Here is a 20,316-nt window from a genome sequence, read left to right on the forward strand (position 1 = left end):
CCTACGTGGAAGACAATCGAAACGACTTGACCGCGCGGCCTTTTCGGTTCGCGGTGGGAATAACGGCGACCAGCACGCGCCGGGAGTGGCAGGACCGGGCGCGTCAGGCCGAGGATCTGGGGTTCGACGTGGTCCAGGTGGCCGACCATCTGGGCATGGTGTCCCCGTTCCCGGCGCTGATCACCATGGCCGAGGCGACCGACCGGGTGCGGGTCGGCACGATGGTGCTCAACGCCGGCTTCTATCGTCCCGCGCTGCTGGCCCGCGACGTGGCGAGTATGGGCCTGCTCACCGAGGGGCGATTCGATTTCGGCATCGGCGCGGGACCCGATTTCGCCAAGCCGGAATTCGAGGTCGCCGGACTGCCCTTCCCGGGCGGTCGGCAGCGGATCGAGAATCTGGCCGGCACCCTGACCGAGATCCGCAAGCTGTTCGCGAACGATCATCAGCCGCCGCTGCCGTACCCGATTCCCGTGCTGGTGGCCGGCGCCGGTGATCGGTTGATCCGGGTCGCCGCCGAGTACGCCGATACGGTCGCGATGGCCGGAGTGCGCGTCGAGCCGGATATCGCCTCCGACGCCGCCGGAGTCGCCGCACTCGCCCGGCGCGTGGAGTTCGTTCGCGAGGCCGCCGGAGACCGTTTCGCCGATCTCGAACTGGGCCTGACCGTGCAGGGGGTCGAGGTGGACGGGCACGATTCCGATCTGACGATGGTGCGCATGTTCAATCCGGCCCTGACCGAGGAGCAGTATCGCTATCTGCCCGGCGTCCTGCACGGCACGGCCCGCGACATCGCCGACACCTTGCGGCGGTATCGGGACGAGTTCGGCATCACGCACTATTCGGTTGCCGAGTCCCGCATGCCCGCCCTGGGTGCGGTGATCGCCGAATTGCGCTGAGTCGCATCGGAATTGGCTGGGGAGCGGTCAGACGAGTTCGACTTCGTCGAATTCGGCGGTCATTCGGTGCCGCCGCTCCCGCAGCACCCCACCCTCTCGGTGCGCGAGACCCTCGCCGAATTCGAGCCGGAGTGTCGCGCTGTGGGTGTCCACTTCGTGTACGACTCCGCAGATGCCGATGAACGGCCCTCTGGAGAAGTAGACGACATCACCCGGTCCGTAATCGTTGATCCGCACGGGGCCACGGTAATACGCGTCGCTGTGGGACGGGTCGCCGCGTGATCAGCTCTGTCGCAGTGTCGCGGTGGCGATGTCGAGGAATTCGCGGACCGGTTTCTCGCGGCGGTCCGCAGGTGCCGCCAGACAGGTCTCGATGGCCGGGACATCGGTGAGTGGCAGGCTCACCAGATCGGCGCGCGAGTAGGCCCGCGCGACGCTCGCCGGGACGATGGCGATGCCGTGTCCGGCGGCGATGAGTTCGAACTTCTCCTCGAGTGAGGCGGTGCGCCGCGTCGTGGCGTCGAGCAGGCGCTCGCCGTCGAGTTCCGCGCGAGTGAGTTCGCCGCGGGAGGCCAGCGGATGCGTCGCGGGCATACAGGCGACGCGGGATTCGTGGCCGATGGATATGGTGCGCATGCCCGAATCGTCGAACGGGCGGCGCAGATATCCGACCTGCGCGCGGCCGTCCCGCAGCGGAGTGTCCGGCTCCCACCAGCGCACCGGGATGAGATCCGTCTCGACATCCGGATGACACGCGGTGAAAGCCCGAATCGCCTCGGACACATGGAGTCCGGGGGAGAAGGCCACCACGAGCCGCTGCACGCCGTGGTCGACGTCGTGCACCCGGCGCACCGCGGCATCGACCGCCGCGAGCAGTCCCGGCGCCTCGCGGTAGAGCTGCTCGCCGGCCGGGGTCAGTGCCACGCTGCGAGTGGTCCGCTCGAGCAGGGTGCAGGAGAGTTCCTCCTCGAAGGCCCTGATCTGGCGGCTGAGCACCGGTTGCGCGATGTACAACCGCTCGGCCGCCCGGCCGAAGTGCCGCTGCTCGGCCACCGCGACGAAGTAGCGGAGCTTGCGCAGGTCGAAATCCATGCCTTCAGGGTATCAATTTTCGGCAAGGGTATTGGACCGTTCGCGCGCGGATACCGAGACTCGAAGCATGATCGTCATCACCACTCCCACCGGCAAGATCGGCAGCCGGGTACTGGAAATCGTTGTCGCCCAGCAGGATACGAGCGGAGAGAAAGTGCGCGTGATAGTGCGCGACCCGGGCCGGCTGCCCGCTGCGGTCCGCGAGCGGGTCGAGGTCGTCGCCGGTTCGCACGGTGACCGCGAGGTGCTGGACCGCGCGTTCGCGGGTGCGGACGCGGTCTTCTGGTTGGTGCCGTCGGACCCGCGCGCGCCGAGCCTGGAGGCCATGTACTCCGGGTTCACCCGGCCCGCGGCCGAGGCGTTCGCGGCGCACGGTGTCGGACACGTCGTCAGCGTCTCGGCGCTCGGGCGCGGCACCGCCGCCGCGGGCCGCGCCGGTCACGTGACCGCCTCGCTGGCGATGGACGACCTGATCGCGAGCACCGGCGTCGCCCATCGCGCGCTGGCGAACCCGGCCTTCATGGACAACCTGCTGCGGCAAGTGAATTCGATCCGGGATCAGGGACTGTTCACCGACACCATCGCTCCGGACCACCGGCTGCCCCTGGCCGCCACCCGCGATATCGGCGCGGTCGGCGCGCGGCTGTTGCTCGACCGGTCCTGGACCGGAACCGGTGAAGTCCCGGTGCTCGGCCCGGCGGACCTGTCGCCGAATGACATGGCGCACACCATGTCCGAGGTACTGGGCCGCCCGATCCGCTACGAGCGGCAGACCTTCGAGCAGCTGCGGGACTCGCTGACCGGATACGGGCTCCCGGAGCCGATCGTGCAGGGCTACCTGGACATGATGCGCGCGGTGGACGACGGCCTCAACGAGGGCGTGCCCCGAACTCCGCGGAATTCGACCCCGACCAGCTTCCGGGAATGGTGCGATCGGGTGCTGGCGCCGGCGGTGCGGGCATGAGCGAGGACCGCACGGCGCTGATCGTCGGCGCGTCACGCGGTCTGGGCCTGGCGCTGGCCGCGGAGTACGCGCGGCGAGGCTGGAACGTCATCGGTACGGTGCGTGCCGAGCAGCGCACCGGATTACCCGAACTGGCCGAGGGATCCGCTGGCCGGGTCACCGTGGAGACATTGGATATCACCGAGCCGCAACAGGTTTCGGCGCTCCGTGAACGACTCTGCGGTCGCACTCTCGATCTGCTGTTCGTCAATGCCGCGATAGCGCGGGGCGACATCCCGATCGGCGAGGTGCCCGAGGAGATGTTCGCCGAGGTGATGCTCACCAACGCGCTGAGCCCGATGCGCGTGCTCGAAGCGCTGCGCTCGCTGGTCGCGCCGACCGGCACCATCGGCGTGATGTCCTCGCGTCAGGGCAGTATCGCCCTGAACACCACGGGCGGCCAGGATCTCTACCGGGCCAGTAAATCCGCTCTGAACCAGCTGATGCGCGGCTATGCCGCCCGGTACCGCGACGCCGCGCACACCGTGGTGGCGATGTGCCCGGGGCACGTGCGCACCGGGCTCGGCGGCCCGCACGCCCCGCTGCGCATCGATGAGTCCATCCCCGGCGTCGTCGACACCCTCGAACGCCATCGCGGCGAGGGCGGCCTGCGTTTCGTGAACTACCGGGACGAAGTCGTTCCCTGGTAGGAGCGGTCAGTCGCGCGAGCCGCTGAGCACCCGGCGTGTCGCAGCACTGCCGTCCAGCCGGCGGCTGAGCCGGTGCACTATGCGCCAGCCGTCGCGGGTGCGGCGCAACCGGATGCGGTGTGCACCGGCGCGCCAGATGTAGGGCCCGTTGTCGTTGTGGCGCACCAGAATCGATTCGCAGACCGCGACGGCCTCGTCACCGTCGACGCTGATACTGGGCGGGCCGAAGAAGTGTGCGCTGCCGGTGCCGATGATCTTCTGGTGCGCATCGGATCGGAGCATCGCGCGTACTTCGTCGCGGCCGCGCATGCGCCGGCCGTCGACGTCGTATTCGCCGTCCTCGGTCCAGAGGTCCGCGGCCTCGGCGCTGCCCGCGTCGGTGAGCGGTCCGTACGAGGTGAGCAGGCGCAGCACGGCGAGTTCGTCCTCGACGCGCTGGAGGCGCTGTTCCAGGCGGCGCAACGCGTCATCCACGGCGGGCCCCGTCACCGGACGGTTCGGGGTTCATCAGCCGGGTCATGGCTTGGTGTGTGGTCGACACGATCCTCGCCCGGTCCGGTCCGGTGCGCCATGCGACGGACTTCTCGTTACCGGTGACCACGCGCACCGGGCCGTGCGCCAGATGCGCCAACCCTTCTCGCGCCACGTCCGCGGGCTCGGACACGACCATGCCCGGGGCGTCGAAGTTCAGTCCGACGCGTTCCATGGCCGGAGTGCGGGTGAGGCCGAGAACCAGCGTCAGCACGTCGACGCCGTGCTCGCGCAGTTCGAGCCACAGTCCCTCGCCGAAGATCCGCAGGAATGCCTTGGCCCCGCCGTAAACGGTGTGCCGCACCGAACCCGCGTATTCGGACAGCGATCCGACCAGCAGAATTCCGCCGCGCTGCCGGTCCCGCATGCGGCGGCCGTAATGCTGGACGAGCGCGAGCGTCGCGGTGAGATTCAGCTCGATCACGCGCCCGAACTCGCGCAGGTCGCCGTCCAGGAATTCGGTGCTGTGCGTATTGGCCCCGGCATTGCAGATCAGCAGACCGACCTCGAGATCGGCTGTCGCGGCGATCACGGACTCGACCCCGCCCTCGGTGAGATCGACCGCGAGCGTGCGCGCTTCGACCCCGAGGGCACGACAGGACTCGGCGACCCGCGCCAGCGGCCCCGGCTTGCGCGCAACCAGCAGCACATTCACTCCGCCGGCCGCGAGCCGCTGCGCGAATTCCGCCCCGACCCCCTCGGACCCGCCCGCGATCACCGCCCACGGACCGTATCTCGACAGATCCGGTTCGGGCGGGGCAGTCGCGTCAACACTCATGAGCGCCAGTGTCGCGCGACGAACCGTCCGAGACACCTTGCGTTCCGGTGACCGAGATTTCGGTGCACTCGGGCGCCTGCCGCGCGCAGTGGCGCGATCGGACCGGTTCGGAGACGGCACACCGGGCGAATGCGGTGGGGCGGCAGCCGAAAACGGTTGTGCCCCCTGTTCGATGGCGCCATGGGCGGATTCGGCGAGGCATACCCGTGGATGTATGGCAGCACACGGGGAGCCCTCCGGAACGCCCGATCGCGATGGTTCCCGGCGAGGTCGCGGAGATGGGGGGCGACGCCGACGATCAGGCGGTAACCCTGCGCCACGCACCGGATTCGATGGAGCGGGAACTCGCCGACCTGACGGCGGCCGCCTGGAGCGGTCCGGCCGCCGCCGGACTCGCCCACGGCTGCGCGGAATGCCGCGACGGCGGCAGCCAGATCTTCGACACCCGACCGAGCCGGCAGGAAAGCTCGGCGGTAGGCGCCGCGAGCACCGCCAACGCCTTGCGGCACCTGCCGCTACGGCGGCCAGGTACGACAGCTGAACCTGTCTGCCGGACAAGGTATTCGAGCTGAACCCGAGCGGGGCCGGGCAGTCACTTCGCGCCGCGGGCGGCGGCTCGTTCGATGGCGTCCATGCACTGTCCCAGGGCGAACGCCGGGTTGATCTCGAGTGCCTCGGTGGCCTCCTCGTAGATCAGGACATGGCCTGCGGGAAAGAAGTACGCTTCGCCCGCGGTGGCGGTCTCGTCGGGGAGGTCGGTGCCGGGGTAGGTGGCCCGGATGGTTCCGGAGAAGATGTAACCGTAATGCGGACAAGGACATACGCCGCCGGGCATGCCACCGGCGCGGTACAGCTCGGTGCAGTCGCGCGCGCCGGCCGCGCGGGTGAAGCCGACCTCCATATCGCCCCAGCGTTCCGAGCTGAACCCCTGGCCGCTGCGCGGCCAGCGGCCGCCTCCGCCGGGTGGCAGATCCTGGGGGCGTGCGTGCGGCATGGTCGGCTCCCTTCCGTCGACGCGGTCCCTCCCGACTGTGGGTAGATCGCGACTCTCACTGAAGGTAGAACATGGTTTCTGTTCCTGGGAGCCAAATTCTCGAATCGTCGAAGCTCATGGTGAGGATCGGATGGACCGCGGCGACGGGCTGGACCGGGTGAAATCGCCACGAGATCCTATGCGGCCAGGGCGGGCTCGGTGTGGATCTTCGGAGGCAGTGTGCTGGCCGCCGAACCCGCCGCGAGCCGTACGCGTTCCACGGGGCGGGAGATTTTCGCACACCTGCCGGGCTGCGGGGCGTTGGCCCAAAGTGCTTGTTCATTCAATTCAGCTGTGCGGCAGTTGAATTCGTAGTCGGTGGCGCTGCGCATTTCGTATGTACGCGATTGCCGGCGGTGGGAAGCCGTACCGCGAAGGCGGTAATTGCCGCGCAAGAGCATTGTCGGGCAACGTATTCCGGACTCATGGGGTACTGTCTGCGAGCGCCGACCGGCGGGGGTCGGCGGGGCGCGTCAGTGTTGTCGTAGTTCGGAATCGAGGCAAGCGCATGAACCACAAGCTCTGGTTGCTCGGGCGATCGGTCACCGTCGGTGCCCATATGGCCGGCGAGGCCGTCACGCGGCCGAAAGCTCGTTCGCTCCAGGATGTTCCGGTCTCCGGCGAGTCCGTCGCGCCCGAATGGCTGACCGCCGTGCTGTGCCGCGAGGTCCCGGACGCGAAAGTGCTGTCCTTCGACACCTCGAACGGCAGCCGGGGCACCTCCACGCGCGTGGCGATCCGGGTGGAGTACAACGATGCCGGGAACGAGGCGGGCTTGCCGCGCGAGCTGTTCGCGAAGACGACGACAGCGTTCAGTCAGCGCATTCTGCTGGGCGGCGGCAAGATGATCGACGGCGAGACCCGGTTCTTCAAGGATTTCCGGCCGCGCGTGGATATGGAGGCGCCGATCGGCTACTGGGGTGCCTCGGACCCGGCGTCCTGGCGGTCGATCGCGCTGATGGAGGATATCGCCGCCACCCGGGGCGCGGTGTTCAGCGAGCCGACCGCACCGATCGCGCGCGCGCAGATCGAGGATCTGGTGCGCAATCTCGCCCGGCTGCACGGGACGTTCTGGGAGAATCCGGCGATCGAGGTGCTCAACACCCCGGCCTACATGCTCGATGCCTACCTCGCCGCGATCGATATGCGCAAACGCTGCGAGGTCGGCCTGGGCCGGGCGCAGGAGGTCGTCCCCGAGACGCTGCACGGACAGGCGGACCGGCTGTGGGCCGGTGTCGAGCGGGCCATCGCGATCGCGACCGAGGACATGCCCGCGACGCTGCTGCACGGCGATCCGCACATCGGGCAGACGTACCGGACCGGCGAGGGCCGGATGGGTTACGTCGACTGGCAGGTGGTGATGCGCGGCGGCTGGGCGCACGACTTCGCCTACACGGTCAACTCCGGCTGTGAGCCCGAGGATCGGCGTGCCTGGGACCGGGAACTGCTGCAGGTGTATCTGGAGGAGCTGGCGCGGGCCGGAGGCGCGGCTCCCGCGTTCGACGACGCTTGGCTGCTGTATCGGCAGCAGTCGATGTTCGCTTATGCCGCTTGGGCTTTCACGATCGGGCGGGCCGCGTATCAGCCGCGGATGCAGTCGAACGAGACCTGCCTGACGTTGCTGAAACGCATCACCACCGCGATCGACGATCACGATTCACTGGGTGCGCTGGGCGTCTGAATTTTCTTGCGCGACGGTATCGGCGCATCCGCGACATGCGGATGCGCCGATGCCGTTCGATGTAAAGATCTTGCGCCCCTGCGCATATCGGCCATCGGTCGCAATGGAGACAGTGCGGGTGGTGCGGTGAGCGCCCCGCGCGGCACCGGTACCTGCACATTTGCTGATATGACGCGACAAGACGGAAAAAGATTCCGGCAGGCCGGTTTTCATGCCTTTGCGCATAGTTGCGGACCGGGCTGTACCATCGATCGGTCGTTGCCGGGAGCGTTCGATGATGAACGCCGCAGCCATGATTCGACCCGGTGCAGTACTGCAGCAGATGTGAAATCCGAAAAGTCTGGAGTTGTCGTTGAGTACGCCGCAGTCCCAGGAGCACGCCAGATCGTGCCCCGTCGCCCACGATTCACGCGCCCATGGTTCACCGACCGATAACAACGGTCCCCGAGTTCCGCTGCACACCCCCGAATTCGCCGACGACCCGCACCGGTTCTACGCCGAGATGCGGCAGCGGTACGGCTCGCTGGCTCCGGTCGAACTGGCTCCCGGTGTTCCGGCGACGCTGGTCGTCGGATATCGCGCGGCGGTGCGCATCCTGAACGATCCCGAACACTTTCCCGCCGATCCGCGAACGTGGCAGCGCACGGTGCCGCAGGACTGCCCGATCCTGCCGCTGCTGGAATGGCGTCCGATGGCGAGTCGTTGCGCCGGAGCCGAATTCGTCCGGTACCGGCGCGCCATCACCGCCAGCGTGCAGGCGGTGGATCTGTACGCCATGCACGATATCGTCGAGGAGATCGCGATCCCGCTGATCAACGGCTTCTGCCAGGAGGGCCGCGCGGAGTTGATCAGCCAGTACGTGTACCCCCTGGTATTCGAGGTGGTCAACGCGATGCTCGGCTGCCCGCCGGAGATCGGCCGGCAGGTCGCCGCCGGGACCGCGGCCATGCTCGAGGGGGTGGACGCGGAGAAGGGCAGTCAGATGCTCGGCCAGGCGTTGATGGATCTGGTGACCCTCAAGCGGAACACGCCGGGCAACGACATCACCTCGACACTGCAGCAGCACCCGTCGGGGCTGGACGATGTGGAGGTCTCGCACCACGTCTCGCAGGTGTACGGAACCGGGATCGAGTTCGAGCTGAACTTCATCGTCAACACCCTGCTGCTGGTGCTGGCCGACGACCGCTTCGGCGGCAGTGTGCTGGGCGGCAATCTGTCCTCGCGCGACGCGCTGGACGAGGTGCTGTTCAACGACCCGCCGCTGGCGAACTTCCTGGTCAGCTACCCACGGCAGCCGATCCTGATCGAGGACGTCTGGCTGCCCGCGCATCAGCCGGTGGTGATCAGCATGGCCGCCTGCAACAACGATCCGGCGATCCGCTCGGCCGATCTGACCGGAAACCGCGCTCACCTGGCGTGGGGTATCGGCCCGCATGCCTGCCCGGCCCAGTCGCTGGCCTACCTGATCGCCCAGGACGCCATCGATCAACTCCTTGACGCTCTTCCCGAAATCCGCCTCGACACCTCCGAGGGCGAACCCTCCTGGCGCCCCGGCCCGTTCCACCGCGCCCTGACCGCACTGCCGGTCACCTTCCCGGCCACCGCACCGCTGAACGTGCGGAACGAGCACATTCTGCTGCCCTGAGCCGCTCGCTCATCCTGCCGCCCGGACGGCGGCTGTTGTCAGCAACGGTAAGCGGGCCCGGACGTGGCTACGATGCTGCGTCCGCAAGTTCTCCTCAGCAATCGGAAGGTTGAACGAATGAGCCTGCCCAGCAAGCGATTTCTCGACGTGGTGAGTAGTCGTGAGATGGCGGTGCTGGTGCTCGCGACGATTACCGGGATCTACTATCTCATCGTCGCGGTGACCAACTGCACCGACACCGATACCAACCGGCACGCGGTGGCCGAGGTGTTCTCCATGCGCCGCACCATTCACAATCCGGCAACCGACTGGCGGTCGGTGACCAACGGCAGCGTCGCGTTGATCGCTTACATCCTGATCGTGATCTGGGAGTACCTGATCGCCATCGTGCTGCTGGCCGCGGCGGCGAACGGCTGGTGGGGTCTGGCCCGCGGCCGGCGAGCCGGCCTGGTGACCTCGGCGAAGCTGGCGAGCCTGGGCTGGACCATGGTGACGCTGCTGTTCGTCGGCGGATTCCTGACCGTGGCGGGGGAGTGGTTCCGGATGTGGGCGAACAAGCAGGTCGACGCGTCCTCGGCCGCACTGCAGAACTTCCTGATCGCCGCCGTCGGCCTGATCCTGGTACATCTGCCCGATCGACGCGAAACACTCTCCAGCTCAACGAATTCCGGCGAGTAGACGGGCCGGTCGAAGGTTGCCATCACCGGGCGGCCGCGTGTTCCCCGCCGCCGCACGGTGACCGGCCCGCTCATCGGGCGGTGCGGCTACTTCGCAAGGGCGGCAAGGGCTTTGTCGGCGTGCACGTTCATGTTGACCTCGCTGTGCACCGCGGCCAGGATCTTCTTGCCGGGCCCGATGACGAAGGTGGCGCGCTTGGCGGGCAGGCCGGGAATCAGCCGCTTGATCCCGAACTCCCGCGCGACCGCACCGCCGACATCGGCCAGCAGCGGATAGCCCAGCTTGTGCGCGTCGTCGAAGCGCTTCTGCTTGGCCACATCGTCGGCGCTGATACCCAGGACCGTCGCGCCGCGGTCGGCGAACTCGCTGACGATATCGCGGAAATGGCATGCCTCCCGGGTGCATCCCGGGCTGAGCGCGGCCGGATAGAAGAACAACACCACGGCTCCCTTCTCCAGAACTGTGTCCAGTCGTACGGACTCGCCGTGCTGATCGGACAGTTCGAAATCGGGCGCGGTGTCGCCTACTTGCAGCATCGGTTCTCCTGGGCTCCGGTTGTCGGTCCGGGGTGCGGCCGGCGCCGCCCGGCCGGGTGGATCGTGCACTTGAATGATGCACCACGGCCGCGTAAGCGGCTCCTCGGCGACCCGCTCAGCCGGCTGTTTCGGGCCGGTCGCTGAGCCCGAGGCGGAGGTGTTCGCTGTGGTAGACGGCCTCGTCGAGAAGCTGGGCGACGTGGTTGTCGTAGAGGCTGTAGATGATGCTGCGTCCGGTGCGGGCGCCCACGACCAGGCCGAGATTGCGCAGCAGGCGGAGCTGGTGGGAGACCGCGGACTGTTCCATGCCGACCGCGTCGGCGAGTTCGGTCACCGGCAGGGGGCCCTGGCGCAACTGGGTGAGGATCAGCAGCCTGCTCGGCGTGGCGAGGGCCTGCAGGGTATTGGCCACGTGGGCGGCGGCATCGGCGTCCAGGCGCGTCACGGGGCGGTCGCGTCCTTCGACTCCGTGTCCCATGCCGAGGCAGTTTACTCCCGCGATAACACATGAAGACGTCTTCATATTTTCTGTTATGGTGGGCCCGGTTGGCAGTACCCGTTCCTGGAGGTGATTCGTGGCCACACCGATGCTTACCGCGGCCCGCCCGGCCCCGGCCGCCGGCCGGATGCCGGTGCGGCGCACGAAACTGTTCGCTTTGCCGGAGATGCGTTGGGCCGCAGCGGCTACGGTGCTGTTCCTGCTGGGGTTGACGGCGCAGCTGGCCGGTGCGCCGGCCTGGTCGTGGTGGGCGCTCTACCTGGCCTGCTACGTCGCGGGCGGGTGGGAGCCGGGCCTGGCCGGACTGCGAGCCCTGCGGGACAGGACCCTGGATGTGGATCTGCTGATGGTGGTCGCCGCGATCGGCGCGGCGGCGATCGGCCAGATCACCGACGGCGCGCTGCTGATCGTCATCTTCGCCACCTCGGGCGCCCTGGAAGCCCTGGCGACCGCGCGCACCGAGGACTCGGTGCGCGGACTGCTGGATCTGGCGCCCGAGACCGCGACCCGCGTCGGCGCCGGCGGTGCGGACGAGACGGTCGCGGTGGCCGACCTCGAGGTGGGCGATGTCGTACTGGTGCGTCCGGGCGAGCGGGTCGCCGCCGACGCCACCGTGATCGGCGGCGGCAGCGAGGTCGATCAGGCCACCATTACCGGCGAACCGCTGCCGGTGGACAAGACCACCGGTGACGAGGTCTTCGCCGGAACCCTCAACGGCACGGGCACATTGCGCATCCGCGTGGACCGGCGCGCACAGGATTCGGTGGTCGCGAGGATCGCCGCCCTGGTCGATCGGGCCGCCGGGACCAAGGCCCGCACCCAGCTGTTCATCGAGAAGGTCGAGCAACGGTATTCGCTCGGCATGGTGGCGGTGACGATCGCGGTATTCGTGATCCCGCTGCTGGCGGGCGATTCCGTGCAACGGGCGTTGTTGCGCGCGATGACATTCATGATCGTGGCCTCGCCGTGTGCGGTGGTGCTGGCGACCATGCCGCCGTTGCTGGCGGCGATCGCCAACGCCGGCCGGCACGGCGTGCTGGCCAAATCCGCGGTGGTGATGGAACAGCTCGGCAGTGTCGACCGGGTGGTGTTCGACAAGACCGGCACGCTCACCTACGGCACCCCGGAATTGGTCGAAATCCATGGCGTGGGAACATCTTTCAGCGAAGATGAGATCCTGCGGCCGGCCGCCGCGGTAGAGCATCCGAGCGAACATCCGCTCGCCGCGGCGGTCGTGCGCGCCGCCCGCGCGCGCGGGCTCGACCTGCCCGCGGTCGACGAATTCACCGCCCACCCCGGTAGCGGTGTTTCGGCGCTGGTCGCCGGGCGACGCGTCGGTGTCGGATCGATGACCGCGCCGCCCGCCGGGCTCGCCGGGTTCGATGCCGCCGCCGCGACGGTGACCGACGCCCAGGCCCGCGGCTTCACGGCCGTGGTGGTGACCTGTGAGAACCGGCCGATCGGCGTGCTGGTTCTCAGCGACCGGCTGCGTCCTGAGGCCGAGGCCGCCGTCGCCGCCGCCGCGCGCGTGACCGGTGGCTCCCCGGTACTGCTGACCGGGGACAACGCGGTCACCGCCGCCCGCCTGGCCGAACAGGTCGGCATCGGCGACGTTCGGGCCGATCTGCTACCCGAGGACAAGGTGGAGGCGGTGCGCGCCCTGCAGGCCGACGGGACGCGGATCGCGATGATCGGTGACGGGATCAACGACGCCCCTGCGCTGGCCACGGCGCACTCCGGCATCGCCATGGGCGGCGCAGGCTCGGATCTCACCCTGCAGACCGCGGACGCCGTCGTGGTCCGGGACGATCTCACCACCGTCCCCGCCGTGATCGCGCTGTCCCGGCGAGCCCGTCGCGTCGTGGTCGCCAATCTGATCATCGCGGCCACCTTCATCGGGATCCTGGTGCTGTGGGATCTGTTCGGCACACTGCCGCTGCCGCTCGGCGTGGCCGGCCACGAAGGCTCCACCGTCATCGTCGGCCTGAACGGTCTGCGGCTGCTGCGGGGCGCGGCGTGGGCGCGGGCGGTCCGAACCACCCGCTGACCACGAGCATCCCGGCCGCCTCGACGATCGAGGGCGGCGAATCAGGCCCATCCGTCGAGTGCGGTCAGGAACCCCTCGAAGTCGTCGGAGTGGACGCTGTGGCCGGTGCCGGGGACGGTGCGGGTCTCGAAGCCGGCCGCCCGATACTCCCGTACCAGCGGCGGCGGAAGCAACGCGCTCGGGCCGGCCGGCACGATGAGCGAAGGCACCACGGGAGATGTTGGCGCGTAAGCGGTTTCGAGGTAGCGCATGCGTGTGGTCTCGGGGTCCCAGGCGGCGAGGGCGTCGAGTTTGGCCCGTATGCTCGCCTCGCTCCACCGTGGGGACAGTGAACGCAGGTACGCGGCGTCCCGGTGCTTCATCGCCCGGATCGCCGGCTGAGCGGCGCTGAACGAGGTATCGCCCGGGTACCAGGCCGGGTCCTCGTAGACCGCGCGCCGGGGCCGCAGATGTTCGACGATCATGGCCAGCAGGACGCCGCCCAGTGAGTGTCCGATCGCCAGTTCGACGTTGTCCGGTGCGGCCTCGAGCAGGTCGTCGGCCCACCGCTCGCGGCTGTACGTACCCCGCGGGCTGAGTCCGTGCCCGGCGAGATCAGGTGCGAGGACGCGGTATCCGCGCTCGGCCAGCGCGGGGCCGACCTGCCACCACGACCGGGAACTTCCCGACAGGCCGTGGATCAGCAGCGCGACCCGATCTCCGTTGCCCCACTCCTGTACGTGCAACCGTGCCATCTTCGAACTCCAGTCGGGTCATTCATTTCGATGTGTATCGAAATCATGGGCCAGATTTCGATGAGTGTCAAAAGATCGAAATATCGCTAGGCTGGCCGGGTGCGTGCTCTGAACCATCCGACGATCGAGTCGACCGATCTGCCGACCGTGCTCGACGCGCTGGCCGATCCGATCCGGCTGCGGGTGGTGCGCCAGCTCGCCGAGGCGGGCGGGGTGATCTGCGGCGGATTCGACGTGCCGGTGAGCATGTCCACGCTGTCGCACCATCTGAAGGTGCTGCGCGAGGCGGGGGTCGTGCGGGTCAGTCCGGAGGGCAGTCGCCGCCGCCACGAACTGCGCGGTGCGGAGCTGGAGAGCCGGTACCCGGGGGTGCTCAGCAGCATCATCGCCGCGAGCCGCGGTGAGTCGTGGGGCGAAGGATGAATCGGAGTCGGGCGCGGCCGCGGAGGTCCGGGTAGGCCGGCACGCGACGAAGAATCGTCGTGATCGTAAGGATTTCCCGCGGCCCTCTCGCCGCCGAAGATGGACACCGGTTGTCCCGCAACCGAACTGAGAGCCGAGTGGCACACCACGGGGTGACCCGTGGTGTGCCGTGGCCGACCATGCGGCGGCGCGCCGAGGTGGCCGACCGTGCGGTCCTGCCCGGCGCCGGACATTTCTGAAGCGCGGCGATCCGATTCGCATCGAAGGAGTGAGTGAGATGAGCGATCCGGAACAGATCCGCACCGATGTCCTGGTGATCGGCGGCGGGCCGGCCGCGTGCTGGGCCGCGCTGTCGGCGCGGGAGACCGGCGCGGAGGTCGTGCTGGTGGACAAGGGCTACTGCGGCACCAGCGGCGCGACCGCGCCGGCGGGGACCGGGGTGTGGTACGTGGCACCCGATCCGGCCGCTCGCGCGGCGGCGAAGGCGAGCCGGGAGGAACTGGGCGGATATCTGGCCGAGCAGCACTGGATGGACCGGGTGCTCGACCAGACCTACGGAAACATGGAGCGGCTGGCGCGTGAGGGGCGCTATCCGTTTCCGGTGGACCCGGACAGCGGACACCAGATCCGCACCGGACTGCAAGGCCCGGAATATATGCGGCGCATGCGTATTTGGGTGCGGCGGAAGGGAATCCGCATCATCGATCACGCACCCGCACTGGAGTTGCTGGTCGACGAGGCCGGCACGGTGCGCGGCGCCGCCGGACATCTGCTGCGGGCGGACCGGGACTACCGGATCCACGCCGGCGCGGTCGTCCTCGCGACCGGCGGATGCGCCTTCCTGTCCCGCGCGCTGGGCACCAACGTCGACACCGGTGACGGTGCGCTGATGGCGGCCGAGGCCGGGGCGCGCTTCTCGGGGATGGAGTTCTCGAACGCGTACGGCATCGCGGCGAAGGGGTCCACGATCACCAAGACCGCGTACTACGGATATGCCACGTTCTTCCACGAGGACGGGCGGGTGCTCGAGGGTGCGGGATCGGCGCGCGGGCGTTCGGTGATCGCGCGAACCCTGTTGCGCGAACGGGTTTTCGCGACCATCGATCGTGCCGACGAGGCCGTGCGGGCCCGGATGCGCCTGGGACAGCCCAACTTCTTCCTGCAGTTCGATCGCCGCGGTATCGACCCGTTCACCGATCGGTTCGAGGTGGACCTGCTCGCGGAGGGAACCGTGCGCGGCACCGGAGGTATCGACATCGTCGACGATGACTGCGCGACAACGGTTCCCGGTCTGTATGCCGCCGGTGACGCGGCGACCCGGGAACGAATCTGCGGTGGTTTCACCGGCGGCGGCAGCCACAATGCCGCCTGGGCGATGTCCTCGGGCACCTGGGCGGGCCGGGGCGCGGCCGGACATGCGCTGCGCAGCCGCTCGCTCGCGGTGGGGAAGCTGCGTGGTGCGGGACGAGCGGGATTGCGGCCCAGCGGATCTCATCCCGTGGATGCCGCGGACATCCTCGCCGCGGCCCGAGCGGAGCTGCTGCCCTTGGAGAAGAACTATCTGCGCACGGGCGCACGGATCGAGCGTGCGGCGGATGCTTTGGACGAGGTGTGGCGCAGTGCCGCCGACGGGCTGGGAGGCGCCGCCGGGCCCGAACGGGTTCGCGCCCGGCGTGCGGCGGCGATCACCGCGGTGGGGCGGCTGATGTACCGGTCCGCATTGGCGCGCACCGAATCTCGCGGTATGAGTAAACGCGCCGACTTTCCCGATCAGGACCCGGCGCAGCACCACCACATCGTCAGCGGCGGACTCGACACGGTGTGGACCGGGATAGACCGGCCGCACCGGGCCGTCGCGGCGGTGGCGTGATGATCGAACTCGTCCGAGCGGACAGCTGCGTCTCCTGCGACGTCTGCATCCAGGTCTGCCCGACCGATGTATTCGATCCGGGGCCCGGCGGAATACCGGTCATCGCACGGCAATCCGACTGCCAGACCTGTTTCATGTGCGAGGCGTACTGCCCGGCCGACGCGTTGTACGTGGACCCGGAATCGACTCCGCTGCCGTCCGGTCGAGCGGTCCCGGTCGAGCATGTCGGACGGTATCGGCGCGAGATCGGCTGGGGCCGCGGCCGTCGGCCCGGCAGCCTGTCCGCGGTCGGCCCGGTGCTGCCCGCGAGTCCACCGCCGCGGCTGAGCAGATGACGGCCGAATGGCCGGACCCCGACGCACGAGGATCGCCAGGAGGCTGAAATGACTTACCGGGCAGATATTTTCCGATCGGACACCGTGATCTCGGCCGAGGAACTCCGCAACCGGATGGATCTCGGCCAGCCGTTGACGATCCTGGACGTTCGCTGGCGGCCGGATCGGCCACGCGGTCGCGCGGAGTACGAACTCGGTCACATCGAGGGCGCGGTATACGTCGATCTGGAAACCGAACTGGCAGTTGATTCGCCGCGCGGGCGGGGCCGGTATCCGCTTCCGCCCGGGAGTATCGTGCAATCGGGCGCGCGCCGGTGGGGCGCGCGCAACGGTGTGCCGATCGTCGTGTACGACAACTGGAATCGTGCCGGATCGGCACGGGCATGGTGGCTGCTGCGCGCGGCCGGTGCGTCCGAGGTGCGCATCCTGGACGGCGGCCTGACGGCCTGGGCCTCCGCGGGAAACCGGATCGTCACAGGTGCCGCACACCCGGACCCGGGTGATATCGACCTGACCCACGACGAGCTTCGCCACGGTGAACTACCCACCCGCACCGACCTTTACGACCATCCCGACGCCGGTGTCGTGATCGACGTCCGAGGCGGATACGGCCGGCGCACCGAACGGATCGACCACCCGGTCCCGGGGGCGCGGCACATCCCGGCCCGGGCACTGCTGGACGCGCACGGATTCCTGCGTCCCGTCACCGAACTCGAAGAATTGTTCGCCGAAGCCGGTGTCTACCAAGCGCGCGCCGTGGCAGTCTGCTGCGGCTCGGGCGTGCTGGCCGCCCTCGGCGTCGCCGCACTGACCGTCCTCGGCATCAACGCGGCCCTGATTCCCGGCGCCTGGCCGCGGTCGGCCGCGACGAGCACCGACGCGGAGCCGAACGCTCGAATCGCCGCGCCCACAGCGTGATTCACCGGCGCAACGCGATCGCCCCGGAGGTCGGCGCGGCCCAGTCCAGGGCGTCCGATTGGGCGATGTGCTTGTCCAGCCCGGCTGCGATGTCGTCCGGGATGGTGACCGCGCGGCGCGTGGTCAGGTCGACGTGCACCAGCATGATCTCGAGGGTGTTCGACAGCCGCTGGCGGCTGCGATCGAGCAGGAACGTCATCAGATGCACCGCCTTGTCCGTGCGTCCGAGGATGCGGGCGTGCACCGAGAACTTGTCACCCTCGCGCAATTCGCTGAGGTAGGCCAGGTGGTGTTCGGCGGTGAACAGGGCCATGCCCCGCTCGGAGCGATAGGACTGGTCGAGTCCGGAGCGCTGCATGATCGCGTCCGCGCCGACCGACCCCTGGTACAGGTAGTGCACGATATTCATGTGGCCGTTCAGATCGATGAGATCCGCGGTGACGGTCGCCTCGGTCGGATCGGGTATCGCGAGGACCTGTTCGAAGGTCGGTAACACAGTTGCCATGACTCCATGTTCGCCGAGCCGCACCGACCCGGCCCACACCGGGGCGGCCGTGCGCTGTCGCCGGCTCACCGCGCCGAGCGATGCCGGTCAGCCGAGGACCTTGTCCACCAACAAGAACAGCGCGAACACCCCGCCCACGATCACCAGGCCGTAATGCCCGACGCTTCTGCTGTAGTCGTAGGTCGACGCGGCGACGATGATCGCTATCACGAGAAAAAGAAACCGCTGCCGCACCGCCGACTCCCTCGAACTCTTCCCCAAGCCTAGGAAGCCCGGCTTCGATTGTGCCACAGCGCAATAAGCCACTGGCGGTGCAGTGGCGACAACAGGACAGCGGCAGGCCGGTCGCGGATCGCCTGCCGTGCAGCCGATTACACCCCGTCCGGCGCGGTCGAGCCCGCGCGCACCTTCCGAACCCGGCTGGTCGCGACGGAAACGGGCCTGCCCGAACGGGCTGGTGTGGCGCAGGCTGTTCCGTATCGGCGGTGGTTGTGCGGGGGCTGGTTCACGCGGGTTTCGGCAGGCCCATCGGGTTGTCTTCGGTGAAGGCGTCGCTGGCGGCGATGGTGCGGGCGATCGGCCGGGCCAATTCCGCCAGACGTTCGGTCCCCTTGTGGCCCAGACTCTTCCAGGGCTGCTGGGAGGCTTCGTCGGTGCGCTTCTCGACCCAGGCGCGCAGCGCGTGGCCGTCCGGGGTCAGGGCGCCGGAGTCGTCGAGGAGGCCGCGTTCGCGGAGACGGTCCGTCGCCGAATTCCATTCCGGTTCGGTCCAGCTGCGTGAGCTGCGGACGCGTTCGGCGGTGACCTTGCCGTCGGCCGCGAAGGCGACCAGGGCCTCGCACGGATCCAGGCCGCCCGCCAGGAGTGCGGCGACGTGGGCGTCGCCGCGCGATTCGCGCAGGATCGTCTGGGCGTGCCACAGGACCAGATGGGGTTCGCCCGGCCAATCCAGGGCGGCGTTCGCGGCGCCGAGTGCCCGGCCCGCGATCGGGGCCGCGAGTGCGGCCGTGCGAGCCAACTGGGCGGCCTCGGCCAGGTGATCCGAGCGCACCTCGTCGCCGAGTACGCGGTGCAGGATGCGTGAGACGCTCTCCTGGCGTGCGCGCAGATAGTCCGCGGGGGAGGCGGCCTCCCAGGCGGCTGGGATGGCGTGCCCGACCTTGCGCGGATGGAAGTTGTAGAACGTCGCGACGACCACCTCGGCGGGCACCGGCCCCAGTGGCGCGGCGCGCAGCGCGAAGTAGCTCATCCAGAAGCCTTCGGCCCCGAGCGCTCGGCATGCCTGCTGCGATTCCGGCCCGAAGTACGTGACCGCGTGGTACGGCTCCAGCAATTCCCACATGCGCCGCGAGGTTTCGCTCATCGATCCACCATAAACGGCCGTTGGCGCGGACCAGCCCGGCCGGTCGATCGGTCTCCGGCGTGCCGGGCCGAGCGCCCGGCGCGGGCCATGCCTTCCACGTAGTGGGACGGCGGGGTCGCAATCCGGGACGAATCGAGTATTCTGGCGACGGTCCGAAAACCAACCGGTACGCCAGTCGACCGAATAGTGCGATGGACTCCTGTCTGGACAGTCCTACGGGCCAGGTGTAGCGTCCATCGCAAAACCTGCCGGAAGCGCACTTCGTAGAGCGCGCGAAGCCGGTCACCCTGCCAGAGAACGATATGTGTTACCAGAGTTCCGGGAGCCCGGCCGTACCGCGGGCGACTACTGCGACGATCGATCCCGCAGACGTCGCCACTACACCGGTACCCATCCGCGTGCAGGACGAATCGGACCTCGACCCGCTCGAATCCCTGCCCGGTCGGAATGTGGCGTGCGGGACCGGGCCGGATGATCTGACCGTCGCCGAGGCCCACGTAATCATGCAGCGCCACCGGGCCTGCGCGGGCACCGAGTGCCGAGCGCGACGCGCGGCCCTGCAGGTGCTCGTCGACGCGGGCCGCTATGTGTTGAGTACCTCGCGTCGGCATGTGCACATCGTCTTCGGTTCGGTGGGAATTCAGTTGGACTACCAGTGTCCGCACGCGGTCGCCGAGGAATTCGCCGAGCGCATGCGCGCACACCCGGACGCCTCGGTCACCATCGACCACGATTTGAATCCCGACCTGCCGCCACTCCCGTGCGCCGGGCTGTGGCCGGGGACCGGCGTAGACGGCGAACGCACCCGGACCGATATCCCGGTATCCCCGTCGGCGGATCCGCTCTGAGCGAGCCCGTCGTCGGCCGGGCGGAACGTAATCGTGTGCTCGGCGTACATACTTCGAGCGACCGCGGAAGTTGTGCGGCGATCGCGTCGAGCAGGGATCGCAGGGCTGCCCGCTCCGTGTGGTCGAGGGGCGCGAAGATCGACTCGTCCACCGCGGCCATCGCGGCTCACTTGCTGCGCTCATCGCCGCTCTCGGTGCGGCGCGCGCTGATGCGTGCCGACCGCTGTATCGGGCTGACCTACGATGCC

The 20,316-nt window shown here is 68.8% G+C and carries 25 protein-coding genes; 13 read left to right on the forward strand and 12 right to left on the reverse strand.

What is annotated here, in order from left to right; translation table 11 throughout:
- Nucleotides 1-5: 5 nt before the first annotated feature.
- Nucleotides 6-899, forward strand: coding sequence for a TIGR03621 family F420-dependent LLM class oxidoreductase (locus AC5WS7_RS05260; RefSeq protein WP_495953169.1), 894 nt, complete (start codon nt 6-8; stop codon nt 897-899).
- A 27-nt stretch (nt 900-926) separates the two neighbouring features.
- Here the strand turns inward: AC5WS7_RS05260 and AC5WS7_RS05265 are convergent, their stop codons facing one another.
- Together AC5WS7_RS05265 and AC5WS7_RS05270 are read right to left on the reverse strand one after the other, a co-directional pair.
- Nucleotides 927-1,136, reverse strand: a complete 210-nt coding sequence (locus AC5WS7_RS05265; protein ID WP_495953170.1) for a hypothetical protein — start codon at nt 1,134-1,136, stop codon at nt 927-929.
- A 45-nt stretch (nt 1,137-1,181) separates the two neighbouring features.
- Nucleotides 1,182-1,991, reverse strand: coding sequence for a LysR family transcriptional regulator (locus tag AC5WS7_RS05270; RefSeq protein WP_495953171.1), 810 nt, complete (start codon nt 1,989-1,991; stop codon nt 1,182-1,184).
- A 67-nt stretch (nt 1,992-2,058) separates the two neighbouring features.
- Between AC5WS7_RS05270 and AC5WS7_RS05275 the strand changes: the two genes are divergently transcribed.
- Both AC5WS7_RS05275 and AC5WS7_RS05280 read left to right on the forward strand, forming a co-directional pair.
- The gene (locus AC5WS7_RS05275; RefSeq protein WP_495953172.1) at nt 2,059-2,955 is read left to right on the forward strand and encodes an NmrA family NAD(P)-binding protein; all 897 of its coding nucleotides are present in this window, start codon (nt 2,059-2,061) and stop codon (nt 2,953-2,955) included.
- Nucleotides 2,952-3,644, forward strand: a complete 693-nt coding sequence (locus AC5WS7_RS05280) for an SDR family NAD(P)-dependent oxidoreductase (RefSeq protein ID WP_495953173.1) — start codon at nt 2,952-2,954, stop codon at nt 3,642-3,644. Before AC5WS7_RS05275 ends, AC5WS7_RS05280 begins: the two co-directional genes overlap by 4 nt.
- A gap of 6 nt (nt 3,645-3,650) precedes the next feature.
- Here the strand turns inward: AC5WS7_RS05280 and AC5WS7_RS05285 are convergent, their stop codons facing one another.
- Both AC5WS7_RS05285 and AC5WS7_RS05290 read right to left on the reverse strand, forming a co-directional pair.
- Nucleotides 3,651-4,118: a nuclear transport factor 2 family protein gene (locus tag AC5WS7_RS05285; RefSeq protein WP_495953174.1), complete on the reverse strand. Its 468-nt coding sequence runs from the start codon at nt 4,116-4,118 to the stop codon at nt 3,651-3,653.
- A complete protein-coding gene (locus AC5WS7_RS05290) occupies nt 4,111-4,953 on the reverse strand; it encodes an SDR family NAD(P)-dependent oxidoreductase (protein WP_495953175.1) in 843 nt (280 codons plus the stop codon). The genes AC5WS7_RS05285 and AC5WS7_RS05290 overlap by 8 nt, the downstream gene beginning before the upstream one ends.
- A 206-nt stretch (nt 4,954-5,159) precedes the next feature.
- Here AC5WS7_RS05290 and AC5WS7_RS05295 point away from each other — a divergent pair, with 206 nt between their 5' ends.
- Nucleotides 5,160-5,525, forward strand: a complete 366-nt coding sequence (locus AC5WS7_RS05295) for a hypothetical protein (protein ID WP_495953176.1) — start codon at nt 5,160-5,162, stop codon at nt 5,523-5,525.
- A gap of 20 nt (nt 5,526-5,545) precedes the next feature.
- On the opposite strand, the gene AC5WS7_RS05300 is transcribed toward AC5WS7_RS05295, so the two are convergent.
- Nucleotides 5,546-5,947 carry a cupin domain-containing protein gene (locus AC5WS7_RS05300; protein WP_495953177.1) on the reverse strand — a complete coding sequence of 134 codons (402 nt, stop codon included), beginning with the start codon at nt 5,945-5,947 and terminating at the stop codon, nt 5,546-5,548.
- 547 nt (nt 5,948-6,494) lie between these two features.
- Here AC5WS7_RS05300 and AC5WS7_RS05305 point away from each other — a divergent pair.
- Entirely contained in the window at nt 6,495-7,667 is a 1,173-nt protein-coding gene (locus tag AC5WS7_RS05305) for an aminoglycoside phosphotransferase family protein (RefSeq protein WP_495953178.1), read from the forward strand.
- Here the strand turns inward: AC5WS7_RS05305 and AC5WS7_RS05310 are convergent.
- Nucleotides 7,644-7,961, reverse strand: a complete 318-nt coding sequence (locus tag AC5WS7_RS05310) for a hypothetical protein (RefSeq protein ID WP_495953179.1) — start codon at nt 7,959-7,961, stop codon at nt 7,644-7,646. The two genes, AC5WS7_RS05305 and AC5WS7_RS05310, sit on opposite strands and share 24 nt — an antisense overlap.
- A 58-nt stretch (nt 7,962-8,019) precedes the next feature.
- On the opposite strand from AC5WS7_RS05310, the gene AC5WS7_RS05315 reads away from it, so the two are divergent.
- Nucleotides 8,020-9,312, forward strand: coding sequence for a cytochrome P450 family protein (locus AC5WS7_RS05315; RefSeq protein WP_495953180.1), 1,293 nt, complete (start codon nt 8,020-8,022; stop codon nt 9,310-9,312).
- A gap of 117 nt (nt 9,313-9,429) precedes the next feature.
- Entirely contained in the window at nt 9,430-9,990 is a 561-nt protein-coding gene (locus AC5WS7_RS05320; protein WP_495953181.1) for a DUF2165 domain-containing protein, read from the forward strand.
- Between the two features lie 86 nt (nt 9,991-10,076).
- Here the strand turns inward: AC5WS7_RS05320 and AC5WS7_RS05325 are convergent, their stop codons facing one another.
- Nucleotides 10,077-10,523, reverse strand: a complete 447-nt coding sequence (locus tag AC5WS7_RS05325; protein ID WP_495953748.1) for a peroxiredoxin — start codon at nt 10,521-10,523, stop codon at nt 10,077-10,079.
- Nucleotides 10,524-10,641: 118 nt separating this feature from the next.
- Complete coding sequence (locus AC5WS7_RS05330; protein WP_495953182.1) at nt 10,642-11,004, reverse strand: ArsR/SmtB family transcription factor; 363 nt, start codon at nt 11,002-11,004, stop codon at nt 10,642-10,644.
- Nucleotides 11,005-11,101: 97 nt separating this feature from the next.
- Between AC5WS7_RS05330 and AC5WS7_RS05335 the strand changes: the two genes are divergently transcribed.
- Nucleotides 11,102-13,072, forward strand: coding sequence for a heavy metal translocating P-type ATPase (locus AC5WS7_RS05335; protein WP_495953183.1), 1,971 nt, complete (start codon nt 11,102-11,104; stop codon nt 13,070-13,072).
- 41 nt (nt 13,073-13,113) lie between these two features.
- On the opposite strand, the gene AC5WS7_RS05340 is transcribed toward AC5WS7_RS05335, so the two are convergent.
- Nucleotides 13,114-13,806, reverse strand: a complete 693-nt coding sequence (locus AC5WS7_RS05340) for an alpha/beta fold hydrolase (protein WP_495953184.1) — start codon at nt 13,804-13,806, stop codon at nt 13,114-13,116.
- 99 nt (nt 13,807-13,905) lie between these two features.
- On the opposite strand from AC5WS7_RS05340, the gene AC5WS7_RS05345 reads away from it, so the two are divergent.
- The 4 genes from AC5WS7_RS05345 to AC5WS7_RS05360 all read left to right on the forward strand — a co-directional run bounded on the left by AC5WS7_RS05345 (nt 13,906) and on the right by AC5WS7_RS05360 (nt 17,352).
- Nucleotides 13,906-14,229 (forward strand): ArsR/SmtB family transcription factor, encoded by a 324-nt coding sequence (locus AC5WS7_RS05345; protein WP_495953185.1) that lies wholly within the window; start codon nt 13,906-13,908, stop codon nt 14,227-14,229.
- Between the two features lie 277 nt (nt 14,230-14,506).
- Nucleotides 14,507-16,099, forward strand: coding sequence for an FAD-dependent oxidoreductase (locus tag AC5WS7_RS05350; protein WP_495953186.1), 1,593 nt, complete (start codon nt 14,507-14,509; stop codon nt 16,097-16,099).
- On the forward strand, nt 16,099-16,434 hold the full coding sequence (locus AC5WS7_RS05355; protein ID WP_495953187.1) for a 4Fe-4S binding protein: 336 nt from the start codon (nt 16,099-16,101) through the stop codon (nt 16,432-16,434). The genes AC5WS7_RS05350 and AC5WS7_RS05355 overlap by 1 nt, the downstream gene beginning before the upstream one ends.
- A 48-nt stretch (nt 16,435-16,482) precedes the next feature.
- Nucleotides 16,483-17,352, forward strand: a complete 870-nt coding sequence (locus tag AC5WS7_RS05360) for a sulfurtransferase (protein ID WP_495953188.1) — start codon at nt 16,483-16,485, stop codon at nt 17,350-17,352.
- Nucleotide 17,353: 1 nt separating this feature from the next.
- Here the strand turns inward: AC5WS7_RS05360 and AC5WS7_RS05365 are convergent, their stop codons facing one another.
- From AC5WS7_RS05365 to AC5WS7_RS05375, 3 genes are all read right to left on the reverse strand, one after another.
- A complete protein-coding gene (locus tag AC5WS7_RS05365; protein WP_495953189.1) occupies nt 17,354-17,857 on the reverse strand; it encodes a thioesterase family protein in 504 nt (167 codons plus the stop codon).
- Between the two features lie 87 nt (nt 17,858-17,944).
- Complete coding sequence (locus tag AC5WS7_RS05370) at nt 17,945-18,067, reverse strand: hypothetical protein (protein WP_495953190.1); 123 nt, start codon at nt 18,065-18,067, stop codon at nt 17,945-17,947.
- 295 nt (nt 18,068-18,362) lie between these two features.
- On the reverse strand, nt 18,363-19,220 hold the full coding sequence (locus tag AC5WS7_RS05375; protein WP_495953191.1) for an SCO6745 family protein: 858 nt from the start codon (nt 19,218-19,220) through the stop codon (nt 18,363-18,365).
- A gap of 398 nt (nt 19,221-19,618) precedes the next feature.
- Between AC5WS7_RS05375 and AC5WS7_RS05380 the strand changes: the two genes are divergently transcribed.
- Nucleotides 19,619-20,068 (forward strand): hypothetical protein, encoded by a 450-nt coding sequence (locus AC5WS7_RS05380; RefSeq protein ID WP_495953192.1) that lies wholly within the window; start codon nt 19,619-19,621, stop codon nt 20,066-20,068.
- The last annotated feature ends 248 nt before the right edge of the window (nt 20,069-20,316 follow it).

The organism is Nocardia sp. PLKS1-43, assembly GCF_059510335.1.